Genomic DNA, 26,485 nt, shown 5'->3' on the forward strand with positions numbered 1-26,485 from the left:
ATTTTTCATTGCTTTAAAATTAAGTTTACAAATTAAAACAAAAATTACTATTTTTTGCTAAATTTGATGGTAGTGTAAAAATCTGTGACATTTAGTTCTACACTAAAAAATCTGTATTAATGGTATGAAAAATTCTAAAAAATCAAGCAAAAATCGTATACTAGCAAAAATTTATAATCAAAATTCCTTTTTTTAAAAAGTCTTTGATCACAAGCTTTATCAAGTTATCGCTATATGCATTAATAGTATTTTATGTTACTATAATAAATTGTTATATTGTATAATTTTATAAAATGGATAGTAATTTGATGAATGATTTACTGTGGTTTTCTAAGCAAAATCATAATTTTATTGATAAGGAAATTGCTAAATTTTTGATTTCAAATATCACCAAAATTATGACTTTAAAATTAAGTATAATTGCTAAAAATGCTAATTGTTCAACAGCTTCGGTAATAAAATTTTGCAAAAAACTCGGTTTTAAAGGGCTAAAAGATCTATTGCCAGCGCTTGACCGTAATTATTCTTATATGCAAATTCAAAAAAGTCGTTTTTCGAACAACAAAATTGCCAGCAAAAATACAACAGTTAGCCTATATCATTCTCTTATTAGTAAAAATCTCGATAATCTTTATAAGATAAACCATGATTCTATTATAAAATTTGTTGCCTTGTTAAAGAAGGTGCGGCATATTATATTTTTTGGTAAAGGATCAAATTTAGAAATAATTCAGATTTTTGCTAATTATTTATCGAAATTACAATATTATGTCGATTATCATTATGACTTTGAAGTTCAGCAGAAATGAGTAGAAAAATCTGTTGATTTTAGTGTTTGCGTTTTCTTTAGTTTTTCTGGTATGCATTTAGAGATAGATCGATTAGTTCAAACAATGAAATCTAAAAATTGCAATATTATTTCCTTTACTTCAAATTATGAGAGTAATTTATTCAAGCAATCCTCAATTAGTTTCTTAACTTTCAAAAATGAGGACGTTCTTGAAAAGCACACTTCAGCACGAATTGCTTTTATTTATTTGATAATGCAAATTATTAATTTACTTAAAAATTAGTCAATATTTTACTGTACTAAACTTCGGTAAACTTAGTAAAACAAGCAATAAAAAAGTATAAAATAAGCCAAAATTTTTTCCATTCAGATCATGGCGTGGAATATACTAACCACAAATTTGCTAATTTTTTAAAACAAAACAATATCCAGCAACTTATGTTACCAAAAGGTAATGCTCTTGCAAACCACCTTATTAAATTTTTTTGTGCATTTTACAACGAGAATTGATTAATATTAAAGGTCAAAATTTTGAAAATGTGAGTGTTTCTTATCAAGAAATAAGTTGATTTATTGATTTGTACAACAATTCAAAACTTGAAAGTTGTCTATCATATAAAAGTTCAGTTTTGTATATGAGGTAAATTATTTGTGCATATCTTTTAAAATGAACATGCTAGAAAAAATTAAAAAAAGTGGTAAAATTAAAATGATAGATAAAAAACTAATTATGTGAATTTTTTCTATTAATTAAAAACCTAAATTGGTATACTAACTCAACAGAATTTATTATATTATTCATAGTTATAATAGTAGTTAAAGAGGTGAAAAAAATGACCAAATTTTCAAAACTATCAATTTTATTTGGCGTAATTGTCGGATCAGTAGCAGTTTCTTTGCCTTTTGTATTTTTAAGCAAATCACAAAAAGCAATTAATGATGAGCAAAAAAGTATATTCCATTCTGATTTTAAGGACGCACTAAAATCAGAATCTTCGAAGGTAATTGCCGAGCTAAGGCAAAGTAATGTTAAATCCTTCTCATCAACAGACCCAAATTCTAAGCCCTATATTAATGATTTTTCAAAATTTGAGAAAGATTTTCAACAATTTATCGACAAAATTTCACAAAATCCAGATTTAGATGCAAAAAAACTTGCCAAAGAAATGTTGGAAAAGAAAGGGATATCTTCCAATAAAATTAAAGAAATATTTGATTATCAACCTTCTAATTCCCAACCTAAAGCTAATAAAATAACAAATCTAAAACCACAAACATTTTCAAATAATTCGCCCAATTCTATGACGATGGAAGATTTTGCAAATAAATTATGAAAAGAGCATGTTACTAGCGCCTCTTTTGCTGCTATAAATTTTGGGCTTGCGGTTGGCTATGGTTTTGGTTTTATGTTTGGCGCAGCCGCCTCTAGTGCAGCAGCTGGAGGTATGTTAACCTGACTTTCTGTTGAATATAAACAGGCTTATAATAGTCTTGTATATGATAAGGATTGGTCAGCCATTAAAACAAAGGATTATATGGTGCTCGTTGCAGGTGGGTCTGCGGTACTATCGTGGAAAACAATATTAACTGTACGATCAACAATAAATAAAATAAAAGCAGCACAATATACAGCAAGAGCGACATTACTCGGTGCAAGTTTACTTGCACCCCAAGTTAAAATTGCCTTGGTTTGACTTGATGTTTTTCAATCTATTGTTTCCATAATTATAGAGCATACAGCTTAAAATGAATTTTTGATTAACAGTTGAAAAATTTATAAACCTTCAAATACCGAAAAAATTTTTAAAAATTCCTATTTTAGGTAATACTTTGTATTTTAAACTATTCTCATTTTTAGTTTTTAAATTTAATCCTGATAAAAAAACAATAAAACATTACTTTTTATTTGTAGTACTTTCTTTAATAAGCTATCCAGCCCCTCTTTTTTTAGTTATAATAACATTGTTAATTACCGGTAATGCTGATTTTCTAAGGAATTTAGATTTAAAGTTTTTTAATAATTATTTTATTCGGCATTTGATCGAAATAATAGGCTACTCACTTTTAATTGTGGCTTATTCGTATTTTTCAGGTTTTCTTCAAAAAATTTTTCATTTATACTTGGTAAAACAAGTTAAAAAAAATCTTGGCAAATTGGACACAAATAATAAATTCCCATTTTTAAACAATTTTAATTATACTAAACATTATAAATTTCTATGTCAACGAAAATTTTATATGGGCGTTGAAAAAAAACATTGGTATAACCCAGAAAAAATAATTGAAAATATTTTTATTATTATCCAAAGTTGATGGTGAAAAGTTAATTGAAATTTACCAAAATATTTTGCACATATAATTTTAGAAGTTTTTTTGTTCAATGCTACTGAATTTACAAATTCAAATATTTCTAAAAAAAACTGGAAAATCTTTTTATACGTTTATTTTACTTTTGTTTTTATACAACTTATATTAACTTGATATCCGTTTTGAATAATATATTATTTTATAATGGAAAATACATCTGAAATAAATGGCAATTTAAATGATACTAATGACGAAGCAAAACAATTATTACTTTCTGGTTTACTTAGTATAATTTTTGGTTTTCTCATGCTACCCACGGCGGCTTATCATCCTAAATTATGAATAACTTTTTGACTATTTGAGAAATAAATTCTTATTTTTTGATAGTATTATTAAAGGCAAAATGGTTGATTTTTAGGGTAGTTTAACTAGTTTATTAATTTAATTTAAGGAAATTTGTTTTGTAAAAATGTATTTCTGATTGACTGTTGAAAAATTTATTAATTTGAAAATTCCTAGAGAATTTTCAAAAGTACCTATTTTAGGTAATATTTTGTATTTTAGGTTGTTCTTCTTTCTTGTATTTAAATTTAATCCTGATAAAAAAACAATCAAACACTTTGTTTTACTATTCACACTGTTTTTAATAAGTTATCCAGTACCACTTTTTTTAGTTATTTTAGTACTAATTTTTACGCTTAAATTTGATTTTTTAATTCATTTTAATACAAAAGTTTTTGATAATTACTTTTTTCGACATTTTATCGAAGCAATTTTTTACTTGCCCCTGTTGTTGCCTTATTCATATTTGTGTAGTTTTTTCCAAAAAATTTTTAATTTTTACCTAGTGAAGAAATGTAAAAAAAATTTAGGTAAATTAGATATAAATAAACAATTTGATTTCTTAGCTAATTTTGATTTTGAAAAAAATTATAATCTTATAAAGAAAAAAAGCGTTTATATTTGAATGAATGTAAGAAAAAAAGATAGATATAACCCTGATAAAATCATTGAAAATATTTTTGTTATGATTGACGGTTTGTGATTAACTACTAGAGTATTTTTGCCTTCCTATTATTTTAATATATTTTTACACGTCTTCTCATTTAATACAAAAAACTCTGATTTAAATCCTATTATTAAAAAACGGCAAGTTCGTTTCTTAATTATTTATCTATTTTCAGTTTTTATAAATTTTATTACATTTTGATACTCGTTTTGAGTATTAACTTATTCTTTTAGTGTTCCGGTTTCACTATTTGATGATTTTCGCTTAATCATCAAGCATATTGGTCTAGTTTTCGTTACTATTTTTGTAGTGCCGTTTATTCTAGAATGACTAATTAAATTTTTTGTATTTAAAATTTAATTTTTGTAAAGTTTTAAGAGGTTTTAAACACTCAAAAATTTTATAGATTACAATTTTATTGGGTTATTTACTTGTTTTGGTATAATTTTAAATTAACTTCGTAATTTAAAATAAAATAAGAAATAAAAGTTTATTATGCATGAGAATGTTAGTCAAAAATTAAATGGGCAAGTTTTTACACCAGATTTATTGGTTGACCTTATTTTAGATCAAGCTGGTTACAAAGAAAACATACTTAAAAAACATATTATCGATAATAGTTGCGGTAATGGTCAATTTTTAGTTAAAATTATTGAACGTTATTGCAAGGCTTTTTTTAGAGAAAATTCGAATTTAAAATCGCTTAAGCATCAATTAGAAACTTATATTCATGGCATTGATATTGATGAAAAACATGTGAAAAATGCTATTTTCCGTGCAAATTTGGTTGTTCAAAATTATAAAATTGAAGGAGTAAACTGAGATTTTAAAGCTAAAAATACCCTTGAAATTGAACATTTTAACGGAAAAATGGATTTTGTTGTAGGAAATCCACCTTATATTCGCATTCATAATTTAAATAATAATAAATCGTTGAAAAATTTTAATTTTTCAACGATTGGCATGACAGATATTTACCTTGCTTTTTATGAAATTGGTATTAAAATGTTAAGTGAAAATGGAATTTTATCTTATGTTAGTCCGTCTTCATTTTTTACATCTAAAGCAGGCTCAATTTTTCGGGAATTTTTATACAAAAATAAAATCATAAAATCAGTTGTTGACCATAAACATCATCAATTTTTTAAAGCAACAACTTATACAACAATTTTCACAATTGACAAATCAGCCAGAAATCAAACGGTTGATTATTTTAATTTTGATGATAAAACAAATTCAATTTTTCTTGTTTCTAAACTAGAATATGAGCAATTTTATTTAGATAATAAATTTTATTTTTCAACTCCAGAAAAGCTAACTTTTCTAAAGGAAATTATTTATGACAAGAAAAAAACTGATATTAGTGTCAAAAATGGTTTAGCAACTTTGGCTGATTCAGTTTTTATTGGTGATTTTAACTTTAATTCCGAATATATTTTGCCCGTTTTAAAAGCATCAAATGGAAAATGGGCAAAAATCATTTTTCCGTATAATATCAAAAATTTCCAAATTATTACAGATTCTGAATTAAAACAGCAACTAGAAATTTTTGAGCACCTTAGTTTTTTTAAAGAAAAACTTCAAAAACGTAGCTTTGACCATTCAAATAAAAATTTTTGATATAGTTTTGGACGAAGACAAGCTATTTCAGACACTGATAAGGAAAGGTTAGTTTTAAATTCATTAGTCAAAGAAAACAAGCCCTTAAAAATAAGTTTAATCCAAAAAAACACCTGTATTTATAGTGGTTTTTACATTATAAGCGAAAAAATTGACTATAAATCAATTGCTGAAAAATTGCAAAGTGAAGTTTTTCTTGACTTCGTAGAATTATTAGGAAAATACAAAAATGGTGGTTATTATACTTTTTCAACAAAAGATGTTAAAAAATATTTAGACTTTATGCTTGGGGTGTAAATGAAAAAATTAAACAATGATTTTTTAGAAATAATTAAAGAAGGTTTTATAACTTATCTTCATAAAGGTTCGTCAAGATCAACTGAAAAAATAAAGATAATTCATACTTTTGTTGCTAATTCAATGTTGCAAAACTTAGGTCAAGATTTTAAAATATATTCATTAGGTTTTGATAACGGCAATCAATTTCAAAAAGAAGCTAAAATGATCGGCCGGTATTATGATAAAAAAGTAGATATCGGAATTGAATATAAAAATGAAATAATTGCTGGTATAGGTCTTAAGTTTGTTGTGCAAAATTATTTACAAAATTCAATAAATTATTTTGAAAATATGCTTGGAGAAACTGCCAATATTCGTAGTCAAAATGATAAATTATATTTTCAGATCTTAATTATTTTTGAACAGATTCCTTATTTTTCTAAAAATAGAATTAACAAAAAATGAGAAAAATTAAATTATAAGAACTTTCTTAAATATGCAAAACTTTCAACTGAAAATCAATCAGATTTTAGACATATACCTAATAAAGTTTTAATTGTAATTATCAATTTTGCTTGCTTAAATTTAGAAAATAATTCTGAACACAATAATATAAATGAAATTGAAAATTTTGAAGATTATAAAACGGTTGCTAATTTTCACCTTGACAATTGTTTCAATGCTTTTGAATTTTCAAATATACTAAAACCAATAGAAACTCAAATCCAAAATTCCGTAATAATAAATGATTATGATGATTTTATTAATAGAATCAGTTATTTAATTAAAGGTCATGTGAAAAATTAAATTTTTAAATATCTTAAAAATTAAGAATTTTTCTATTAAATGAAGGTAAAAACACAACTATTTATATAAAGTATTAAGTAGAAATTCTTGAAAATTAGCAGAAAAATTCAAACAACTAGTTTTTATACTAGCCTAATTTTCGATTTTATCTTTATCTGGTTCTTTTTCTTGTTGTTGCTCTAGTTCTTGTTTTCGTTTTTGCTCTTGTTCTAGTTCTTGTTTTCGTTGTTTAAGCTCCTCAAAAATAATTGCAGGGTCAATTCCGGATCTTCTAAGAACTGTCTCCATTATGTCTTGATAAACTTCACGATCGTTTTCAGAGAGATCGTTAATTGTATATTTCTTTTTTGGTTTGCGTGGAGATTTGTTTTTACCACGAGTACTTATTGGACTTTTCATACCATTATTATAATACTTTTTTTAAAATTAGTACAAAAAAATTCATATAATTAGTTTATATACTAACTTATAATTTAGGTTTTCTACTAATTTATATTTTAGGACAAGCATTTTTCCAAAATCTTAATTTTAAAATAATAAAAATTAAGATTTTAGTCTCAAAAACCGGGATTTACGAGCATTTTTTCATATTCATATTCACTAAAAAGTGAATTTTTGCCATCAAACTGTCAAACTCAGGAGTTTAAAGAAAAAACATCCTAAAAATGGATGTTTCTTTATTTTAGCTTTATTAATTAAGTAATTATTTTTTTACGTTTGGCAATTTTTCTTAAAATTAGGAAAATAACTACTGTGAAAATTGCTCAAAGCATATGGCGACGAAAACGGATTGATTCAATATTAATATTTTTACGGTAAACATGACCAAAAATTGCTTCAATATTTGATAAACGCCGACGAAGTGTTAAGTCATAAACAAGCATTAAAATAAAAAATCCGCCAGTTGAGACCATACTTATAATAAATTCGGTTGAAAATTGAATATTTTTTTCTGGATAATATTTTAAAGTAATTCAATAAACTAAACCTAAAATCGCTGTCCCAAGCAAACTAAAAGCACCTAGTCAAATTGCATTTACCTCTTTTTGATTCAGTTTTTTAACTAATCAAGGAATCATTGGCGGCATTTCAAGTCTGTGAGAATTATTTCTGAGCTGTGAGCGGAAATATTCAACTGATTTTTTAATTGCCCGATAGTCTAACAAGGTTTTTACAAATAAAAATATTATAATTGCGCCGATAATTCCGGGAATTATCAAAAGTGGTAAATATTTTTGCTCATAATTTCAACTTGGAATATACTCATAAACTCAAAGTAATGAAACAATTAGTATTGCTAAAAAAGCTAAGAATCAAAAAAGTGCCTTTAGTGGTAAAAAAAATAATTCTAGCCCAAAAATTTTTCTCACTTCTTTTGAAATAAAAGCATTTGCCTCTTGTTGAAGAGTTTTTTGCTCCATTGCTTGATAATAATTTTCTTCAATTAAATGGTTTGAGTAACTTTGAGGACTTTTATGTTCAGGGCGATAATATTTTTTTTGGGCAAAATATTCATCTGAATCATCAAAATTTTCTTGACTATCAGGACGATTTTGCACGTTTTTATAGTGCCTTGAGTCACGATAGGCTGAATTTGTAAAACTAGGTCGTTTATGGTAGTTGCTGTTATTAAAGTTTTGTCTTTTTTTCATAATTTCACAAAAGTAGGAAAAACAAATATATTTTTCCTAAATTTTTCCCTTTTGTAGAAATTATACACTATTTTTCGTTAATATTAGTTTTTAAAATTGCTAAAAATGCTTCTTGGGGAACATCAACAACCCCGAATGACTTCATTCGTTTTTTTCCGGCTTTTTGTTTTTCTAAAAGTTTTTTTCTTCTTGTAACATCACCACCATATAATTTGGCAGTAACATCTTTACGATAAGCCTTAATTGTCTCGCGAGCAATAACTTTTGAACCAATAACGGCCTGAACTGGCACTTCAAATGAATGTCTTGGAATTATTTCTTTTAATTTTTGCGTTAAATCACGCGCTTTTGGATAAGAAAAATCTTTATGAACTATCATTGAAAGGGCATCAATTTTTTGACCATTAAGTAAAATATCTAACTTAACTAATTTTGAAGGTTGCAATCCAATTAGCTCATATTCAAAAGAAGCATAACCTTTTGAAAGTGATTTTAGCCGATCAAAAAAGTCAAAAATCACTTCAACTAATGGTAATTTATAAATTAAACGGCGACGAAAATCATCAATATATTCAAGATCAACATAAATTCCACGGCGATCTTGACAAAGTCCCATAATTGCACCTAAAAATTCATCAGGCAGAAAAATTTTAGCCAAAATATAAGGTTCCCTAATTTCGCTAATAAAATTAGGTTCAGGAAACAAACTTGGATTGGAAATTTTTTGAATCTCACCGTTAGTTCGAGTTATTTCAAATTCTACAGAGGGCGCTGTTGCAATAATTCCGACATTAAACTCTCTTTCAAGACGTTCTTGCAATATTTCCATATGTAAAAGGCCTAAAAACCCAATGCGAAAACCAAAACCAAGCGCTTTTGATGACTCTGGCTCATAAATTATTGACGAATCTGAAAGCGAAATTTTTTCAAGCGAGTCTTTTAAAAGATTATATTGTTGTGAATCGATAGGATAAAATCCTGTATACATTACAGGTACCATTTTTTTATAACCTGGAAGCGGTGAACTGGCTGGATTTTCGAGCAGAGTTATTGTATCACCAACATTTACATCTTTTGCATTACGGATTGAGGCGGCAATTCAGCCAACTTCGCCGGCAACTAAGTCATTCTTTTTAACCTGATTTGGATTAGAAATTCCTAGCTCAATTACGGAAAATTTTAAATTATTAGCCATAAATTTAAAAGTATTTCCGACACTAATTTTTCCAGTTACAACACGAACAAAAATTACAACACCACGATAAATATCAAAATAAGAATCAAAAACCAAAGCTTTTAAAGGATCTTTTTCGCTTGAATATTTAGGAGGCGGGATATATTTTACAATTGCCTCAAGAACATTTTCAATCCCAATGCCGTTTTTTGCCGAAATGAGAATTGCATTTTGAGCTGAAATTCCAATTGTTGACTCAATTTCTTGCTTAACTTTTTCAACATTTGCCGAAGGCAAGTCAATTTTATTTATAATTGGAATTATTTCTAAATTGTTTTCAAGCGCTAAATAAACGTTGGCTAAAGTTTGGGCTTGAATTCCTTGACTTGCATCAACTAAAAGCAACGCACCTTCGGTTGCAGCAAGTGATCGAGAAACTTCATAAGTAAAATCGACATGTCCTGGGGTGTCAATTAGGTGAAAAATATAAGAATTATAACGAATTTGAACAGCATTTAGTTTGATTGTGATCCCTCGTTCTTTTTCAAGGTCCATCGAATCAAGATGCTGATCTTTTAATTCACGCTTTGAAACTGTGTTTGTAAACTCAAGAATTCGGTCGGCTAGTGTGGATTTTCCGTGATCAATATGAGCAATTATTGCAAAATTGCGAATTTTTGTATTTTCCATTTAGTTTCGCGAAATGACTTCCTGGATATTATTCCCACTTCCAGCAAATTGAAAAACAATAAAAATAATTATTAAAATTAGACCAACAACCGCAAAAAAGAGAAGTAAAAATAAGGCTATTCTTTTACCGTATTTAATTTCTTTTAATTTTTGTAAAACAACATTGCCATATATTACTTGATTTGCAGTTTTGTACTTAACATTACCTTTTTTTTGTTTTTTTTTGAACATTTACAACCTTTTTAGGCAATATAATCTTTTAAAACTTTTGAAGGTTTAAATCTTATTGTTGTTTTAGCTTCGACTGTAATCTGACTTTTAGTGAGCGGATTAAAAGATGAAGAGGCAGGTTTAAAAACTCCTTGGAATGTTCCAAAAGAATTTATCACTAATTTTCCTTGTTTTTTTACAACATCAGCTGTTATTCCAAAAAATTGATTTAAAACAAGCTCAACATTTTTCACAGGCAAATTTGTTTCGTTAGCTATTTGTTCAATTAGTTCTTTTTTGTTCATTTTTTTGTGCTCCATTCTTATTAAATCGCTTTAATTTTAACTTATTTTACCACTTTTTTTTATATTTTTATAAATAATTTTTATTGGACAGCCAAAAAAATCAAAATATTTTCGAATTTGGTTATCAATATAGCGCTGATATGAAAAATGAACCAAATTTTTGTCAGTTACAAAAAACACAAAACTCGGAATTTTAGCGCTAATTTGACTAATAAAATTGAAAAATACCTTTTTCCCATTGACATTCGGGTGTGGCTGAATTAGCTGAATTTCCATTAAAAATTGATTTAAGTGGTTTGTTGGTATTTTTTTTGATAAATTTTTTTTAGTTTCTAAAATTTGTTCAGCAAGTTTATGAATTTTTTCACCGGTTTTTGCTGAAATAAAAATTACTGGGGCTCAATCGAGAAATTTAAATTTTTCACGTATTTTTTTAACAAATTGCTGTTGAGTTAAGGTATTTTTCTCGATCAAGTCTCATTTATTAATAACAATTATAATCGGTTTGTTTCTTTCTCAGGCATATCCGGCAATTCTAAGGTCAAAATGATGAAGATCTTGAGTAGCATCAATTAAAATTAAACTAAGATCAGCATCATCAAGAGACCGAAAAGCGCGTAAAAGCGCGTAAAAATCAACAGATTCTACTAGTTTAGATTTTTTTTTGATTCCAGCAGTGTCAATTATTTCAAAAGTTTCGCCTTCTATTTTTCACAGCCCAGAAATCGAATCGCGCGTGGTTCCCGGAATGTCAGAAATTATTGAACGATTTTGACCTAAAATTCGATTTAAAAGGCTAGATTTTCCAGCGTTGGGTCTACCAATGATTGCTAATTTAAAAAAAGATTGCTGATTTTTGGTAGTTTTTTCAAAATTACTAACCAAAAAATCAAGAAGATCACCAACACCTTGACCGTGCAAAGCTGAAATTCCAAAAATTTTTTCAAATCCAAGTTCATAAATACTTGGATCAAAATTTTTGGAATTATCAAGTTTATTTGCCACTAAAATTATCTTTTTTTGCGATTTTCGCAATAAATTCAGGACAAAATGATCTTCAGAATCAATTCCCGCTGTTCCGTCAAGAACTCAAATTAAAATTTGTGCCTCTTCAATTGCAATTTGGAGTTGAATTCTAATTAGTTCTTGAAAATTTTTAGTTTCAATTTGAATTCCACCTGTGTCAATTAAGGTAAAATCCTTGCTATTTCAGCGCGCGTTTTCGTAAATTCGGTCTCTTGTAACACCAGGGGTTGGATCGGTAATTGAAATTTTTTTTCCAACTATTCGATTAAAAAGTGTTGATTTTCCGACATTTGCTTTGCCAACAAGGGCGACTAAGTTTTTCATAATAAAGTAAAAAAAGAAATTAATTTTCCATTTGCGAAATTTTTCTTAGGACTAATTTTGAAATTTGCTCGACAATTTCATCTTGATTAAAGTTGGTTGTGTCAATAAAAACTGAATCAATAGTTTTTTTTAGTGGATTTATTTTCCGTGACATATCAAGATAATCGCGGCGCTCAATTGATTTTAGAACTTCGGGAAAATTTGTTTCCAAATTTAAACAAGCATTTTGCTTTAAGCGCCTTTTTGCGCGCGTTTGGGCATCGCCTCATAGAAAAATTTTTAAATCTGCATCTGGCATAATATTATAAGTTGTATCGCGACCTTCAACGACAAGTCCTTTGTTATTTCTTTGAAAATCGTGTAAAAGCTGGGTAATATCAGCGCGAATTTTGCCATACTGAGCGATTATTGCCGCATTTTTTGAAATTAAATCATCACGTAGCAATTCAGTTACATTTTGATTTTCAAGCCAAACATCACCGTTTTTATCAAGTAACAAAACATTAGGATCTCATTTTTTTGTTACTTGACTTTCTTTTTCAGCATTAATTTTGTGATTTTGGCAAAATAAGGCAACTGCACGATAAAGTGCGCCTGTATTTATAAATAAATAATTAAATTTAAGTGCTATTTGTTTGGCAATACTAGATTTTCCAACCCCTGAAGGTCCGTCAATTGCAATATTTATTTTTTTAAAAGACATATAAAATTGATTCCCTAAACAATTTATTTGTAATTATAAATTGTTTTTTAAATTATTGAAACTCTTTTAGCCATTTTGCTTTGACTTTATCTTTTATTTGGCTAAAAACTTGGTTGAGTTCGTTTTTTTGTCGACTGCTAAATTCAGGAACATAAAAAACTAATTTTACCCGTAAATCGCCGATTATTCTTTGATTTTGTGGATCAGGCGCACCTGCGCGGGCAATAATTACGGTCTGCCCTGACTTATAATGACTATAAAGCTGCAAACTTTTCATTCCAGTTGGACTAGGAACTTCGACTTTATTTTCATTAATAACATCAATTATTGAAACCGGCATCTCAACATGAATGTCATTTCCTGATCTTGAAAAGTATTTGTGCGCGCGAACATTAATTTCAATATTAAGATCGCCAGAAGGCCCGCCTTTGTGACCAGGACCACCAAATCCTGCAACCCGAATGAACATTCCGTCTCTAATTCCGGCGGGAATTGAAATTTCAATTTCTTCTTTGGTTTCAATTATTGTTTTTCCACGGCACTTTTTGCAACTTTTTGTAACAGTTTTTCCACTTCCTGAACACACCGAACAAGTTGTTTGATTTTGCATACGACCAAATCCAGGAATGTTAATGACTTCGGTTTGAACTCCTTGTCCATGACAGTTTGAACAAGTTTTTATGTCTGAGTCAGAATTTGCGCCCGAACCTTTACACTGGTCACATTGGGAATATTTAGTAAGTTTTTGGCTGATTTTTGTGCCTAAAATTGACTCAATAAAGCTAATATAAATTCGGGCAGTTAAATTTTCACCTCTTAAAGGGCCGCTGTATTTTTGGCTTCGTCGCGAACCACCAAAACCAAAACCGGAAGTAAAACTTGAAAAAATATCAGCAAAATCAAAACCTGAAAACCCAGAAAAGCCTCCACCACCCCCAGCTTGTTGATCAAAAGCTGAATGGCCATAACGGTCATATTGACTTCTTTTTGAATCATCAGAAAGAATTTCGTATGCTTCTTGAATTTCTTTGAATTTTTCTTCAGCTTGTTTTTGTTCTTCAGGTGATTTTTTTGTGTTTTTATCAGGGTGGTAAATATTAACTAAGTTTCGGTAGGCTTTTTTAATATCAGATAATGTTGCGTTTTTGTCAATTCCTAAAGTTTTATAGTAATCTTGTTTTGCCATAAAATTGACATTTCCTTTTTTTAAATTTAAAAACTTTTTTATTATTTTGGGAAAAATAATAAAAATTTAAGACTTTTTAAAGCAAAAGTCTTAAATAATAATATAAAAAAGACACACTGCCAAAAAGCAAGTGTGTTTTTTATAAATTTTAGGTTTTAGTTCTGTTTGATTTCAGCATCAATTGTGTTTGAATCTTGAGAATCAGTTTCACTTGCATTATTAGCTTGTTGAGCGCTTGCTTGGGCAAAAGCTTGGGCTGCTTGCTCAATTTGGTCTAATTTTGTTTTTAGTTCATCAATTTTTTCTTCTTTTACAAGATCTTTAAGTTCTTGGATTTGTTTTTCAAGAAGTTCTTTTTGTTTTGGATCAATTTTTTCACCTTGATCAGTTATTGATTTTTCAAGTTGATTAATAAGACCTTCGGCACGAACTGTTGTTTCAATTTTATCTTTTTTAATTGCATCAGCTTCACGATTTTCTTCGGCTTCTTGAATCATTCTGTTAATTTCTTCTTCAGATAAAGTTGAAGTATTTTTAATTGTGATTGTTTGTTCTTTTCCAGTTTTTTTATCTTTTGCTGAAACAGTTGTAATTCCGTTAACATCAATTGAAAAACTAACTTCAATTTGTGGAAGACCACGAGGAGCAGGCTCGATTCCTGAAAGATTAAAGCGACCTAACATTTTATTATCAGCTGCAAGTTGTCTTTCACCTTGAACTACAGAAATTGTAACTTCGGTTTGATTGTCTTCAGCTGTTGAGAAAATTTGTGATTTTGTTACCGGAATTGTTGTATTTCTTGGAATTAATGGGGTTGAAACTCCACCTAAGGTTTCAATTCCTAAAGTTAAAGGAGTAACGTCTAATAATAAAACATCACTAATGTCACCAGCAAGAACTCCACCTTGAATTGCAGCACCAATTGCCACAACTTCATCAGGATTTATTGAACGATTTGGCTTTTTATTTAAAGTGTGTTCAATCATTGTCTGAACAGCTGGCATACGTGTTGATCCACCAACAAGAAGAACTTCATCAAGCTCACTTGCTTCAATTTTAGCTTGTTTTAGGGCGTCAACAATTGGTTTTCTTGTTCGGTCAATTAGGTGGGCTGTCATTTTTTCAAAGTCTGATCTTTTTAGTTCAAGCTCAACGTTAATTGGACCATTTTTTCCTAGACCTAAAAATGGTAAGGAAATTGTAGAAACACTTTGATTTGATAGGTTAATTTTGGTTTTTTCAGCTTCTTCTTTTAGACGAGTAAGTGCCATTTTGTCGCTTTTTGCATCAAAATCGTACTCTTCTTTAATTCTTTTAATCATTCAGTCAACAATTTGATTATCTCAGTCATCACCACCTAAATGGTTATCGCCACTTGTTGATAAAACTTCAAAAGTTCCGTTAGATAATTCAAGCACTGAAACGTCAAAAGTTCCACCACCTAAGTCATAAACAAGCACTTTCATTTCTTTTTCTGTTTTATCAAGACCAAATGCTAGTGCAGCTGCTGTTGGTTCGTTAATTATTCTTGCAACTTCTAATCCTGCAATTTTTCCGGCATTTTTTGTTGCTTCACGTTGAGCATTATCAAAATAAGCAGGAACTGTGATAACAGCTTTTGAAACTTTGTGACCAATCTTTTTTTCAGCATATTCTTTTAAATATGCAAGAATTTTTGCTGAAATTTCTTCAGGTTTATAGTCTCTATCGTTAGCGCGAACGGTTTTATCACTACCCATTAATCTTTTAATAGATGCAATTGCTTCAGGATTTGTTTCTAATTGACGTTTTGCCGCATCACCAACAATTTCCTCACCATTTTTAAAGGCAACAACAGAAGGAGTTGTTCTTTTCCCGTTTGGATTTTCAAGAACGACTGGTTTTTGATTTTCGATAATTGAAACAACTGAGTTGGTTGTTCCTAGGTCAATACCTAAAATTATTTCTTTTGCCATATTATGTTTTCCTTTCATTTAAAAAATAAATTTGTCTTTTCTTTTATGACAACAAATAGTATATCATATTTTTTGGCACTCACAAGCAAAAAGTGCCATTTTTTTTTGAAAAAATAAAAAAGACTATAAATTCAAGGGTTTTTTGAACTTAAATTAAAAATTTTTAAAGTTCTTTTAGTTGACTTTCGATATTTTTCTCAACTTTTTTCATCGCTTTTATTTTATAAATTCCGATAAAAAAAGAAACTAAAAAAACTATTGCAATTACAGCCGACAGCAACGCAACCGCAAGTCAAGTTGCCTCGACAAAATCGGTCCGAAACCCTTCTTCGCCATTAACTTGAACTATATAATAAGACAACAAACCTATAAAAACAAGAAAAAAGACCAAAAAAAGCGCTAAAAAAATTTTGCTAACTTTTTTAATTTGTTTTATTTTAGGTTCTGCCGTTCGTTTGTAGGATTCAAAATCCATATTCTTCCTCCCAACTAATCCAATAGTTTAAATTATAATTATATCAAATTTTTACTAAATCATAACAGTATTTGAAAAAATTAATTATAATTTTATTATTAGAGGACCTTTATGGAAAATTTTGACCAACTAATTAAGAGTACAAATCTGCCTAAAAAAACAGGTGTTTATCGTTTTTATGATGAAAATTATTCACTTTTATATGTTGGAAAGGCAAAAAATTTGCACTCAAGAGTCAATCAATATGCAAAAGGGTCAATAAATTCTTATAAAACTTTTTTGTTAATACAAAAAATTAGGAAAATTGAATATGATATTGTTGCTAACGAAAAAGAAGCGCTAGTCCTTGAAAAAGAATATATTAGCAAATATCAGCCAATTTATAATATCAAACTAAAAGATGACTCTGGATATCCTTATATAAAATTAGAATTAGTTAAAAAATTAAATATTTCCCTTGTTTACAAGGTTCCTAGAACAAAAAATGATTCAAATGTTTTTTATTATGGGCCTTTTCCAAGTAAAAAATACGCCTTTGCCCTAAAAAAATTTCTTGAAAGCGAAACCTTATATGAAAAAGGTGAAAAATCGTCTAATCAAAATACAGAATTTTTTCGACAAAAGTTCCTTTTTTGCAAAAATTTGCTGCAAAAAAGGAACGAAATTGCACTTCTTGAGGAAAAATTAGAAGCTGCTAAACAAAATCATCACTATGAACTGGCAAAAGAATATTTTGCTGCTATTAATGGACTTAAAAACGCAAGAAGTCAAGAACAAAATATCGACCTAAATAACGCAGAAAATCTGGATTTTCTTTGCTTTTCTAGTCCTGAATCTAGCATTTTGGTTGTCAGTTTTGCCTTTTACCGAAACGGTATTTTTTTATCGAACAAGCATTTTCATCTCGAAATTGTTCTAAATACTTATGAAACATTAGTTAATTTTTTAAATTCATACTATAAAAACAATATTTCTCCTGATAAATTAATAGTTGATTTTAGCTTTGATAAATATTTTGATTTTTTTGACAGCAAAATCAAACTAAAAATTGCAAAAAGTAAACAATATAAGCAAATTTTGGACAATTTAAAAGAAAATCACTTTGATTTTATCGCTAGTCAAGTTCAAAATCAAAATAAAGTCCAAAATTTTGAAATTTTGGAATTAATTAAGCAAAACCTCAAAATAAAAAGTGCCAACAAAATAATGGCAATAGACAATTCTTTTTTAACATTTGTCCAAAATGCTGAAAAAACCCCGCAAAAAACAGAAAAACTTTTCCCAACAACAGGAATTATTTTCTACATTGATGGAACATATGAGCCTAGTTATAGTCGTTTTTTTAATTTTTCTGGGTCTAAAAAGGGCGACACGAACTATATGAGACAAGGGTTTGAAAAGTATTTTAAAATTAAAAACTCCCTTAAACCCGATCTAATTTTGGTTGACGGTGCAAGCAATCAAGTGAACGTGATTGCAAGTGTTTTAGAAAACATTAAAATTCAAGCCCCTATTTTCGGGCTTGTTAAAAATAAAAAGCACAAAACTAGCCATATAATTGACCAAAAAGGGAATGTTGTGAAACTAGACAAAAAAGTATTTAATTTTTTTCAAAATTTACAAGAAAAAGTTGATATGTTTGTAAAATCAAAAATGAAAAAAAATAAACTAAAAAGTCTTTTTTATGAATAAAATAATTTAAAATTTTTTAATTTCAAAAAAATTTTAAATTTATGACTTTTTGATTTTAAGTTTGTCCCGAGTTTACCAGTTTGATGACAAAAATTCAGTTTTTAGTGAATATAAATATGTAAAAATGCCGGTAAATTGGTGTTTTTTGACCTAAAATCTTAATTTTTGTTATTTTAAAATTAATCTTTTGAAAAAAATAAAAAAATGTTTGGTCTAAAATAAAATTGTGTTATAATAACAATCACTTAAGAATAATTAATAAATTTGATATTGAATTAAGGGGGAATTAGTTATGTTTTTGTCTTATTAAAATAAGAAAATGCGAATTTTTCCATTATATTTTTAAATATGATGGAATGCCATAAATTTAACCGTTTAGAAATCTACAAATTTATGGCTTTTAATTATTGTTCTTTCAAAACTTCACATATTTTTTTAGGCTCAATTTAAGTAAAATGAGTTTTCTTTTTACATTGAGTTTAAATAGTAGTTGTATTTTTATGAAGAAATAAATTTAAAATTTTTTTAATTTCAAAAAATTTTAAATTTGTGCTTTTTTGCTTTTAAGTTTGTCTAATAAGTGATTAAAATCTAAAGTGTTTTCTGATTTTTTATCAGTTTCTTCGATAAAACTGTTGTTTTTCGTTAGTTCAATTTTGGTGTTGTATTCAATAGTTAATTCAGAAATAACCGCAAAAATAGAGTCAATTAAGTTTTTAAAGTAATTTGGCTGGTTGGTTTGGTCAAATTTCTCAAGAACTTCGTGTGGCAAAATTTTAGCAAAAACAGACTTAAGCGCATTTAAAACTTTGGTGTTGTTATGATTTTTGTCAATAAACTTATACAAAATTGGTTTTAATTTTTGGGAATTATTAGACAATAAATTAAAAATTATGGCGTATAAATCGGGACTATTTTGATATTTATAATTATTAACCAAGAAAACATCGTCCATAATTGTGCTAATTAAATCATTTAACTCTTTAAAATTATCTTGTGCCAAGAAATCTGAAAAAGACTCAAAAATTAAATTTAAAGACTGATAATTCTCAGAATTTTTGTCAAGAATAAAGCTTAAATTAATTTTTGAAATAAATGGCAAAAATTTACCAAGCAAAGACTTAACAGAGTCTATTTGTCTAGCTGAGGGAGAAAATGAGATAATATCTTGGAAAAAATTATAAATATTGTCTTTATCTTTGATAAAATCACTAACTTTATTGGTTAAATTAGAAATAATATTAAAAAAGAAAGAAAAATCAGATGGATTATTGCTTATTCCACTTTTTATTCCATAAATAATTTCGTTAGATAATAAATTAATTAAATTGTTAAAAGTTTTAGTATTTACTATTATATCGCTAGTGCTTGTAATCAAAGTTATAAGCGAATTTACGTCTTCTTTTTCAATATTAAAGCCAAATTGATTTGATAAGGCGTCAAAAATAGTACTCAAAAAATTAGGTCTTTTAAGTGCTTCTATTACAAAACTTTTAATAAAAGCTACTGATTTATTGTAATTATTTGAATTTTGGAGAAATAAATACAAAATTTGACCAAAAGATTTAGCTGATATATAATCTTGATTATTTTGTATTAGTTCTGTAAAAATAAAAGTGACAAATTTTTGAACTGAATTAAATTGAAATACTTCTTTTATTACTTGTTGAATATTTTCTTGACTTGAAATTGAGCTAACTAATAATTTAGAAATTGCTGGTTGGTTGAATAGTAAATTATAAAATAAATTAACTGATTTAGTACTGTGGGTCTGAACATATTCGCTAGACAAAATTTCGTTTAAAAGTGCAAGAATATTTTCCTGAGAAAGGGCTTTTTCCTTCAAAAAACTTATTAAATCAGGGGATGTTTTTGTTTTATCCGACTCAGATGACTCAGACAACTCAGAACTATCTTGGTCTGAGTTGTCGTCAGATTCATTTGTTTCAACATTTTGGATGGAAGAATTTGCAATAAATTCCTGAGCATATTGTGTTATATTTGTGAAAAATTCACTTTTTAAAATTACTTCAACAATGTTATTAAATGCCTCAAAATTTGGTTCAGATTTATTACCAAAAGTGTTAATTAAGCCTTTAAATAAGTCGGCAAAATCGCTCTGTTCAGAACCAAAAAACCCGACAAATTGATTCAAAGCGCTAGCATAATTTGCTGATTCTGGTTGCTGAAATGAAATTGTATGTAGATCCTTAATGCTTTTTTCTTCAAAACTAGAATTTTCACTAATAAAGTTTTGAAGTGAACCATTAACAGTGATTTTTTCTAAAATTTCATTGCTGGAACCAAAATCTATTTGCTGAGACTCTAAATTGTTAGCGGAAAAATTAGTTTGTAAAATTTCATTATTTTCATTGAGTTTTTTAGATTTATTAAGGTCTGTAGGGGATAAGGCTAATGAAATAATTAAATTTTGCGCTATTTGTTTGTTTGCTTTTATTTGAGGTCTGAAATCTAAATCTGTATCAAAAAATGGACCTGATTTTTCATCTCAAGATTTTTCAAAAAATGGATTTATGAAATTAACACCCATTTGTTGTGAAACTTCTTTTATTTCATCGTTTAGACGACTTACTGAAAGTAAATTAGGTTCAAATTCTGACAAATAATTTTTAAGCAAATCGTTTAAAAATTTATCAATTTTTGGATGCTCATCATAATATCCGATTAGATTTATGTAAGTTTCAGGATTAATATTTTTAATTAAAGTTATTAACTTTTTCAAGTTATGTTTAATTTTTATAAATGCATAATTAATATTTGTTGTTATTGAATCGTATAAATTTCGGGGTGTATTGCTTGAAAGAATATTGTCAAAAAAATTACTATTAAATTCATTAAGAAAGTCTTTAAAACCAATTGAAATTGTAATTAAATTAGCGTTTCGAATTTCTTGTCTTAAGTTTGAAAAATCACCGGTAAAATTTTCAAATACTGAACGAATTGTTTCGGCAAAATTTGAAGAATTGTATGTTTGAGCCCTTAAATTAGAAAGATTTTTATCACTTATAATATTATTTTTTGGATCTAGAAGATATATTCAATCTAGAATTGAGGAATTATTTAGCGCTAAATTTTTAAAAGATTTTACAGAATTGGGTTGAATACTTTGAGCAAAATTAGCAAAAAAAGCGGGAAAAGAGATCCCGCTAATAGAACCGTTAGTCATTTTACCACGGCCGTCAAGATTACTTTCTCAATCAAAACCTGAGCTAAGGGAATCACCTAAAGCTAAATAGTTTAATTCTTTTAACAACGCAGTCTCCGATTTTTTTAACAAATTCGATCCTAAATTAGTTTGTTTTGCACTAAAAAAAACTGCGCCTGAAATAATTCCAACGTTTAAGAGAATTGGCGTGGATGTTTGAAAGAGAATTTTTAAAGCTTTTTTCATTAGACCAAACCTCAATATTTAAAAGTAAATTATACTACAAAAGCGCTAAAAACGTATGCTTTTTATTTGATTATAAGAATTTTAATGTTTTTTTGAAAAAAAGGAAAAATTAAGTATTTACTAAAGAAAAAGTTTCTCCTTTGTTTTCAAAAATTATTTTATCATCAATTAATTTTTGAAAACATTGATCTAAATAGTCGCGAGTCTTTTTCTTCAAGAAAGAAAAATCGGTTACTTCGAGAATTAGTGAATATATATCCTCTTTTGAAATTGATTTAGTTTTTTCAATTATTGTTATAATCAGATCCTTAATTTCAAAATAATGTATGTCTCTTATTGGTCTTTTTGGTTCAAGGAAAAAATTATATTTTGTTACATTTTTTAAAAAATAATGCGACGGACTTTCGAAAATAATGTTGTTTTCTATAAAATTATGTGCAATTTTCACACTTTTTGCTTTTATAGAATTGGTAATTTTTGAATTTCCGGATAATCAAAGGACAATTTTTTGGTGTTCTAGCTTGCTGAGAATTTTAACTCGATTAAAAATTTCCTCAAAAAAAGAATATTCAGTTTTAGTTTGATTTCATAAGTCAGTCAAATTTTCATCCGTAAATAAAAATCTTTTTTCAAAAAAGGATTTAAAATCAATTGGCTGTCTTTTTTTAATAATAGCTAATGGGGTTCTAAATTGTTCGGCTGTTTTTGGCGGTAAATCTGAAGGATTTTCTTCAACACCTAGCGGTTTTTCCTCTTGAGATTTAAGTTTTTTTATTATTTCTTTTATTTTTTTAAGTTGACTACCCCTATTTTGGAATCAATCTAGTGATCAAATTCTAAGGATATTTCAACCTCGAGACATTAGGACATTTTTTCACAAAATTTCGCGATCACGGGCATTTTTATGCTTTAAAAAACTAGACCCATCGCATTGAATTCCTAATAAATAACTATTTTCATTTTGTGGATTTAAAACTGCTAAATCGATTTTGTAATCTGAATATCCGACGTTTTTGACAACTTTTAGCCCCATATTTGTTAATTCTTTGTAGACAGAGTCTTCAAAACTTACTTGCAATTCTGAAGTATTATCAGGTTTATTTTCTACAAACAAATTATGTTTAGCGATTTCTAGATATTTTTTAAGGAAACTTGCACCACGTGTGCGAACTTTTTCTAAATCAATTTGCTCAGGATCAAGTGATGTAACCATTATTGTTGAATATTTTGCCCGAGTAAAGGCAACATTTAGACGTCTGTAACCATTTTTTTGGTTAATCGCTCCAAAATGAAGTGAAACTTTGTTTTGCTCATTAGGACCAAAATTTAATGAAAAAATGATTATATCGCGCTCGTCACCTTGAACTGATTCAATATTTTTGACAAAAATTTCGGTAGATGATTCATCGGTAAAAAACTGGGAAAAATAAGGCTTATTTGCTTTAAATTTTTCTAATTTTGATTGAATGAGGTTTCGCTGTACTGAATTAGTTGTAACAATTCCTATCGAAAATTTGTTTTGATATTTTGTAAGAATTTGGTCTAGTATTTCAATAACAGTATCTGCTTCTTTTTCATTTCTTCGCTCTTTATAAAGCGCATTTTCAACTTTTACAAGCTTAATACCTTGTAAATCATGAGGTTTTTTACTTGTTGGAAAAGTGACTAAATCATTATTATAAATTTCAATGTTAGAAGGTTGAATCAATTCTTCAAACTTTGAGCGATAATGTCATGTTAGTCTGTAAGATTTTAAAAATGTTTGACTGACATCAAGAATTGAGAGATAATCTGAAACATTAAAGTCGGTAAAATCAGATTCTTCATCCTCACTTTCAGGAATTGTGTCAAAAAAATTTGTTGGGGGCATTTGTTCCTTGTCACCAGCAATTATATATTGCTTTGCGCGGACAATTGCTCCAATTGCGCTTTCAGGTTTTACTTGTGAAGCCTCATCAAAAATAACAAGATCAAACTCCATATCACTATTTTTAATATAGGAACTTACTGAGAGCGGCGACATCATCAAACAAGGCTTTAATTTTCTTAATAAATTCGGAATTCTGACAAAAAGTTCGTGAAACGGCATTAAACGTCGAGATTTATTAGCTTCTTGTCTTAAAATTCTAATTTCTGGAGTATATTCAGAAACTGAGTCAATTTGGGGAATTTTTTCAAGAAGAATGGCATCAACTCTTTTTGCCGACAGTAAATCTAATTTTTCTTGGGCTAGCTCAAATTTATTTTGATTTGAACTTAGTGTTTGTCAATCATAATTATGAAATTCAGTGCTAATTATTTGATCTATTAAAATTTTGTAAAATTTTTTTGCAAATGTTTTATAAAAATCAATTTCTAAGTTTCCGTCAATTGCTTTATTTATAAAATCGTCAATGCCAAAATCAGATAAAAGGGAAATATTGGCATTAATTTGCGCAATTTCATGAATTTTGTCGATTTTATATAGTTTTGTCTGAAGATTGTTTTCAAATCTTTTCTTTTCTAAAAAGTTAAAATCAACCACTTTTGAATCAAATTCAAGCGAAAATTCTCGCCAAATATCAACAAACTGACTAACAGGCTCAAATAATTTTTTATTTAAAAGTTCTCTTGTATATTTTGAATCAAGGAAAAAATCAACAAATTGCTTGTCTTGAACTTTTACTTTTGTTGAATCATTCAAGATTTTTAACTTTTTATAAAACTTTAATTGATAAAAATTTGCCTGGATTTGGCTAGGATTTGTTTCTCCATGTTTAAATAAAAGGGTTGAAAGCCATTTTTCAAGCGAGATTTTTTTGTTTTTTAAGGTAATAATTTCTGATGAGTTTTCAAGAAAAGTTGTGTCAGAAAAATCTTTGTTAAAATACAGAGTTAATTTTTGTCTAATTTTTTTGTATCTAAAGTCTAAAAATTTAAGTTTTTTATTGAGATGATCTTCAATAATTTGACAGCACTCTTTGATAGGAACATCTAAAGGAATTTGCTTAAAATGAACGTAAAGTTTTTTTTCTAAGGCAGAAATTTCTGATTGAATTTGCAAAATTTGTGAATATTTTTGAATTTCTTGGGACAAATTTTGTAACTTTTCTAGTTCAGGTAAATCAATTTTTTCTAAGTTATTTAAAATTTTTAAAAAATCAAACAAATAAAGAATATTATTTAAATGTTGATCTGGGTGCATCAAGAAAAAATTAAACTCTTTGATATTATTGAAAATAGTATGACTTAAATTTGTCAAACTTAAAATTCAAGTTTTAAATTTGTCTTTTTTGAATTCGTCAATAGTTTTTTGACTAAAACCATATCAAGCGTGTTTTTTTAAATTAAAGTTGATAGTTTTTATTTTTTGAAATAAATCACTAAGCCCTCACTCAATTTTTTGAAGGGCAAAATAGTCAATTTTCTTTAGTTTTTCTTCTGGAATTGAAAATTCAAAATTTGGAATATCAACCAAATTTTGATATTCAGCAATTAAGTCGTATAGACTTTTTTGTAACGGAGGACGAATTTGAGTAAGTTTTTCACCGTAATTATTCAGTTTTTGACGTAATTCAATATAATTATTTTCAATTAGAGCCGACTCTGAAGCATTCAGTAATATTGAATTAACCCCTTTTTCGAGCGTACTTAAAAGATTGTCAACTACATCTTTTTTGTTAATATTTTCATTGTGAATAGCTATAACTGAATCAGAAAGCCCAATTTTTTTAAGGTTTGAATAAACAACATTAAGCGCGGCTAACTTTTCTGAAACAAATAAAACTGTTTTATTTCTTGCTAAAAATTCATTAATTATATTAGTGATTGTTTGAGATTTTCCAGTTCCAGGAGGACCATCAAGAATGAAATTTTCGCCACGAATTGCAGCCTGAATTGCTTTTTCCTGAGATGAATCGGCCGGCAAAATATGAAAATAATCAGATGGAGCAAGATCATTATTAGAGCTAGAACCGACGACAGTATCTTGATTATTTTCGCCGATAGGGGCAACAGAATTATTTGGTTTTGGGGTAGAATTTCCAATTATTTCATTATAAAAGGGATTATTAATTATTTTTTCTTCATTTTCTACTAAGTCAGTGTAAATTTCAATTTTACTATAATCAAAAAGGCTCAATTGAATTGAGCGAATTATTTCTCAATTTGAATTAGTGTTATTTTTGTGAAATAATTTTTCAAAATTTTGATAATTTTCCCTAATTGAGATTGATGTATCGATTTTAAATTTAGATAATTGGCTGTCTAAGTTTAAAATTTGCAATTTTTTAAGAAGAGTTAAATTTATGCTTAATGATGAATTATCAAGAAATTCAAGTCAATATTTCTCTTTTCCTTGTTCTAACATTCGACTAAGTTGGGCGGGAAATAAAAAAATAGGACTATAATAAGGGGTTTTTTCATCATCTTTTTCAAATCATTTCAAAAATCCGATGCCAAGATAAAGAATATTTATCGCTTTTTCTTCTTTAAAATTTTTGAATTTTGAGTACAAATTTTTAATAATTAAATTCTCTTGCTCAACGGGAAAGTCTGATATTATCAAATTTGAGATGTTCTTAGTGTTTATTAATTGATCTTGAATTTCTTCTAGTGTTAGAGGTGTAAAATTTTTAGATTTTGAAGTTGACTGCTTTTTAGCTTTTTTTTCGGGGTAACGAAAAAATATTTTTGCTTTAGCCTCTACAACATTATCAAGAAAATCATTAAAATTAGGCAATAAAATTCCAAGCTTTATTGGCCTTGTTTTTGTTGGGATGTTTAAATTAAAATTGATTAATCGATTTCTTTTTGAAACATCAAGCAATTTATTTTGTCATTTTTTTAGATCTTCACGAACATTATCAACTTCCATATTTCCCTTATGTA

General features: G+C 27.8%; 20 protein-coding genes. 8 read left to right on the forward strand and 12 right to left on the reverse strand.

Annotation, left to right across the window (positions count from 1 at the left end; translation table 4 throughout):
• Positions 1 to 308 precede the first annotated feature (308 nt).
• From KW512_RS01165 to KW512_RS01190, 7 genes are all read left to right on the forward strand, one after another.
• Complete coding sequence (locus tag KW512_RS01165; protein ID WP_258841671.1) at positions 309 to 1,073, forward strand: MurR/RpiR family transcriptional regulator; 765 nt, start codon at positions 309 to 311, stop codon at positions 1,071 to 1,073.
• A gap of 62 nt (positions 1,074 to 1,135) precedes the next feature.
• Positions 1,136 to 1,354, forward strand: a complete 219-nt coding sequence (locus KW512_RS03915) for a hypothetical protein (protein ID WP_334319792.1) — start codon at positions 1,136 to 1,138, stop codon at positions 1,352 to 1,354.
• Positions 1,355 to 1,623: 269 nt separating this feature from the next.
• Positions 1,624 to 2,535: a hypothetical protein gene (locus tag KW512_RS01170; protein ID WP_258841672.1), complete on the forward strand. Its 912-nt coding sequence runs from the start codon at positions 1,624 to 1,626 to the stop codon at positions 2,533 to 2,535.
• Positions 2,536 to 3,028: 493 nt separating this feature from the next.
• Entirely contained in the window at positions 3,029 to 3,466 is a 438-nt protein-coding gene (locus KW512_RS01175; protein ID WP_258841673.1) for a hypothetical protein, read from the forward strand.
• Between the two features lie 100 nt (positions 3,467 to 3,566).
• The gene (locus KW512_RS01180) at positions 3,567 to 4,466 is read left to right on the forward strand and encodes a hypothetical protein (protein ID WP_258841674.1); all 900 of its coding nucleotides are present in this window, start codon (positions 3,567 to 3,569) and stop codon (positions 4,464 to 4,466) included.
• Between the two features lie 135 nt (positions 4,467 to 4,601).
• A complete protein-coding gene (locus tag KW512_RS01185) occupies positions 4,602 to 6,023 on the forward strand; it encodes an Eco57I restriction-modification methylase domain-containing protein (RefSeq protein ID WP_258841675.1) in 1,422 nt (473 codons plus the stop codon).
• Complete coding sequence (locus KW512_RS01190) at positions 6,024 to 6,812, forward strand: hypothetical protein (RefSeq protein WP_258841676.1); 789 nt, start codon at positions 6,024 to 6,026, stop codon at positions 6,810 to 6,812.
• A gap of 132 nt (positions 6,813 to 6,944) precedes the next feature.
• Here the strand turns inward: KW512_RS01190 and KW512_RS01195 are convergent, their stop codons facing one another.
• From KW512_RS01195 to KW512_RS01240, 10 genes are all read right to left on the reverse strand, one after another.
• Positions 6,945 to 7,211 (reverse strand): hypothetical protein, encoded by a 267-nt coding sequence (locus KW512_RS01195; protein WP_258841677.1) that lies wholly within the window; start codon positions 7,209 to 7,211, stop codon positions 6,945 to 6,947.
• Positions 7,212 to 7,507: 296 nt separating this feature from the next.
• A complete protein-coding gene (locus KW512_RS01200; RefSeq protein WP_258841678.1) occupies positions 7,508 to 8,464 on the reverse strand; it encodes an MSC_0882 family membrane protein in 957 nt (318 codons plus the stop codon).
• 67 nt (positions 8,465 to 8,531) lie between these two features.
• A complete protein-coding gene (gene lepA / locus KW512_RS01205) occupies positions 8,532 to 10,328 on the reverse strand; it encodes a translation elongation factor 4 (protein WP_258841679.1) in 1,797 nt (598 codons plus the stop codon).
• On the reverse strand, positions 10,329 to 10,559 hold the full coding sequence (locus tag KW512_RS01210; RefSeq protein ID WP_258841680.1) for a hypothetical protein: 231 nt from the start codon (positions 10,557 to 10,559) through the stop codon (positions 10,329 to 10,331).
• Positions 10,560 to 10,570: 11 nt separating this feature from the next.
• Positions 10,571 to 10,843, reverse strand: coding sequence for an HU family DNA-binding protein (locus KW512_RS01215; RefSeq protein WP_010321324.1), 273 nt, complete (start codon positions 10,841 to 10,843; stop codon positions 10,571 to 10,573).
• Positions 10,844 to 10,879: 36 nt separating this feature from the next.
• The gene (der, locus tag KW512_RS01220) at positions 10,880 to 12,193 is read right to left on the reverse strand and encodes a ribosome biogenesis GTPase Der (protein WP_258841681.1); all 1,314 of its coding nucleotides are present in this window, start codon (positions 12,191 to 12,193) and stop codon (positions 10,880 to 10,882) included.
• Positions 12,194 to 12,212: 19 nt separating this feature from the next.
• Positions 12,213 to 12,896, reverse strand: coding sequence for a (d)CMP kinase (gene cmk / locus KW512_RS01225; RefSeq protein WP_258841682.1), 684 nt, complete (start codon positions 12,894 to 12,896; stop codon positions 12,213 to 12,215).
• Positions 12,897 to 12,948: 52 nt separating this feature from the next.
• On the reverse strand, positions 12,949 to 14,082 hold the full coding sequence (locus KW512_RS01230; protein WP_258841683.1) for a DnaJ C-terminal domain-containing protein: 1,134 nt from the start codon (positions 14,080 to 14,082) through the stop codon (positions 12,949 to 12,951).
• Positions 14,083 to 14,237: 155 nt separating this feature from the next.
• Positions 14,238 to 16,037, reverse strand: coding sequence for a molecular chaperone DnaK (gene dnaK, locus KW512_RS01235; protein ID WP_258841684.1), 1,800 nt, complete (start codon positions 16,035 to 16,037; stop codon positions 14,238 to 14,240).
• A gap of 163 nt (positions 16,038 to 16,200) precedes the next feature.
• Positions 16,201 to 16,512 carry a hypothetical protein gene (locus tag KW512_RS01240; protein WP_258841685.1) on the reverse strand — a complete coding sequence of 104 codons (312 nt, stop codon included), beginning with the start codon at positions 16,510 to 16,512 and terminating at the stop codon, positions 16,201 to 16,203.
• 111 nt (positions 16,513 to 16,623) lie between these two features.
• Here KW512_RS01240 and KW512_RS01245 point away from each other — a divergent pair, with 111 nt between their 5' ends.
• Positions 16,624 to 18,204 carry a GIY-YIG nuclease family protein gene (locus tag KW512_RS01245; RefSeq protein ID WP_258841686.1) on the forward strand — a complete coding sequence of 527 codons (1,581 nt, stop codon included), beginning with the start codon at positions 16,624 to 16,626 and terminating at the stop codon, positions 18,202 to 18,204.
• 541 nt (positions 18,205 to 18,745) lie between these two features.
• Here the strand turns inward: KW512_RS01245 and KW512_RS01250 are convergent.
• Positions 18,746 to 21,616 (reverse strand): SGNH/GDSL hydrolase family protein, encoded by a 2,871-nt coding sequence (locus KW512_RS01250; RefSeq protein ID WP_258841687.1) that lies wholly within the window; start codon positions 21,614 to 21,616, stop codon positions 18,746 to 18,748.
• A gap of 109 nt (positions 21,617 to 21,725) precedes the next feature.
• Positions 21,726 to 26,471, reverse strand: coding sequence for a DUF4011 domain-containing protein (locus tag KW512_RS01255; RefSeq protein WP_258841688.1), 4,746 nt, complete (start codon positions 26,469 to 26,471; stop codon positions 21,726 to 21,728).
• Positions 26,472 to 26,485: the final 14 nt, after the last annotated feature.

Source organism: Mesomycoplasma ovipneumoniae (assembly GCF_024758565.1).
Taxonomy (GTDB): Bacteria; Bacillota_I; Bacilli_A; order Mycoplasmatales; family Metamycoplasmataceae; genus Mesomycoplasma; species Mesomycoplasma ovipneumoniae_B.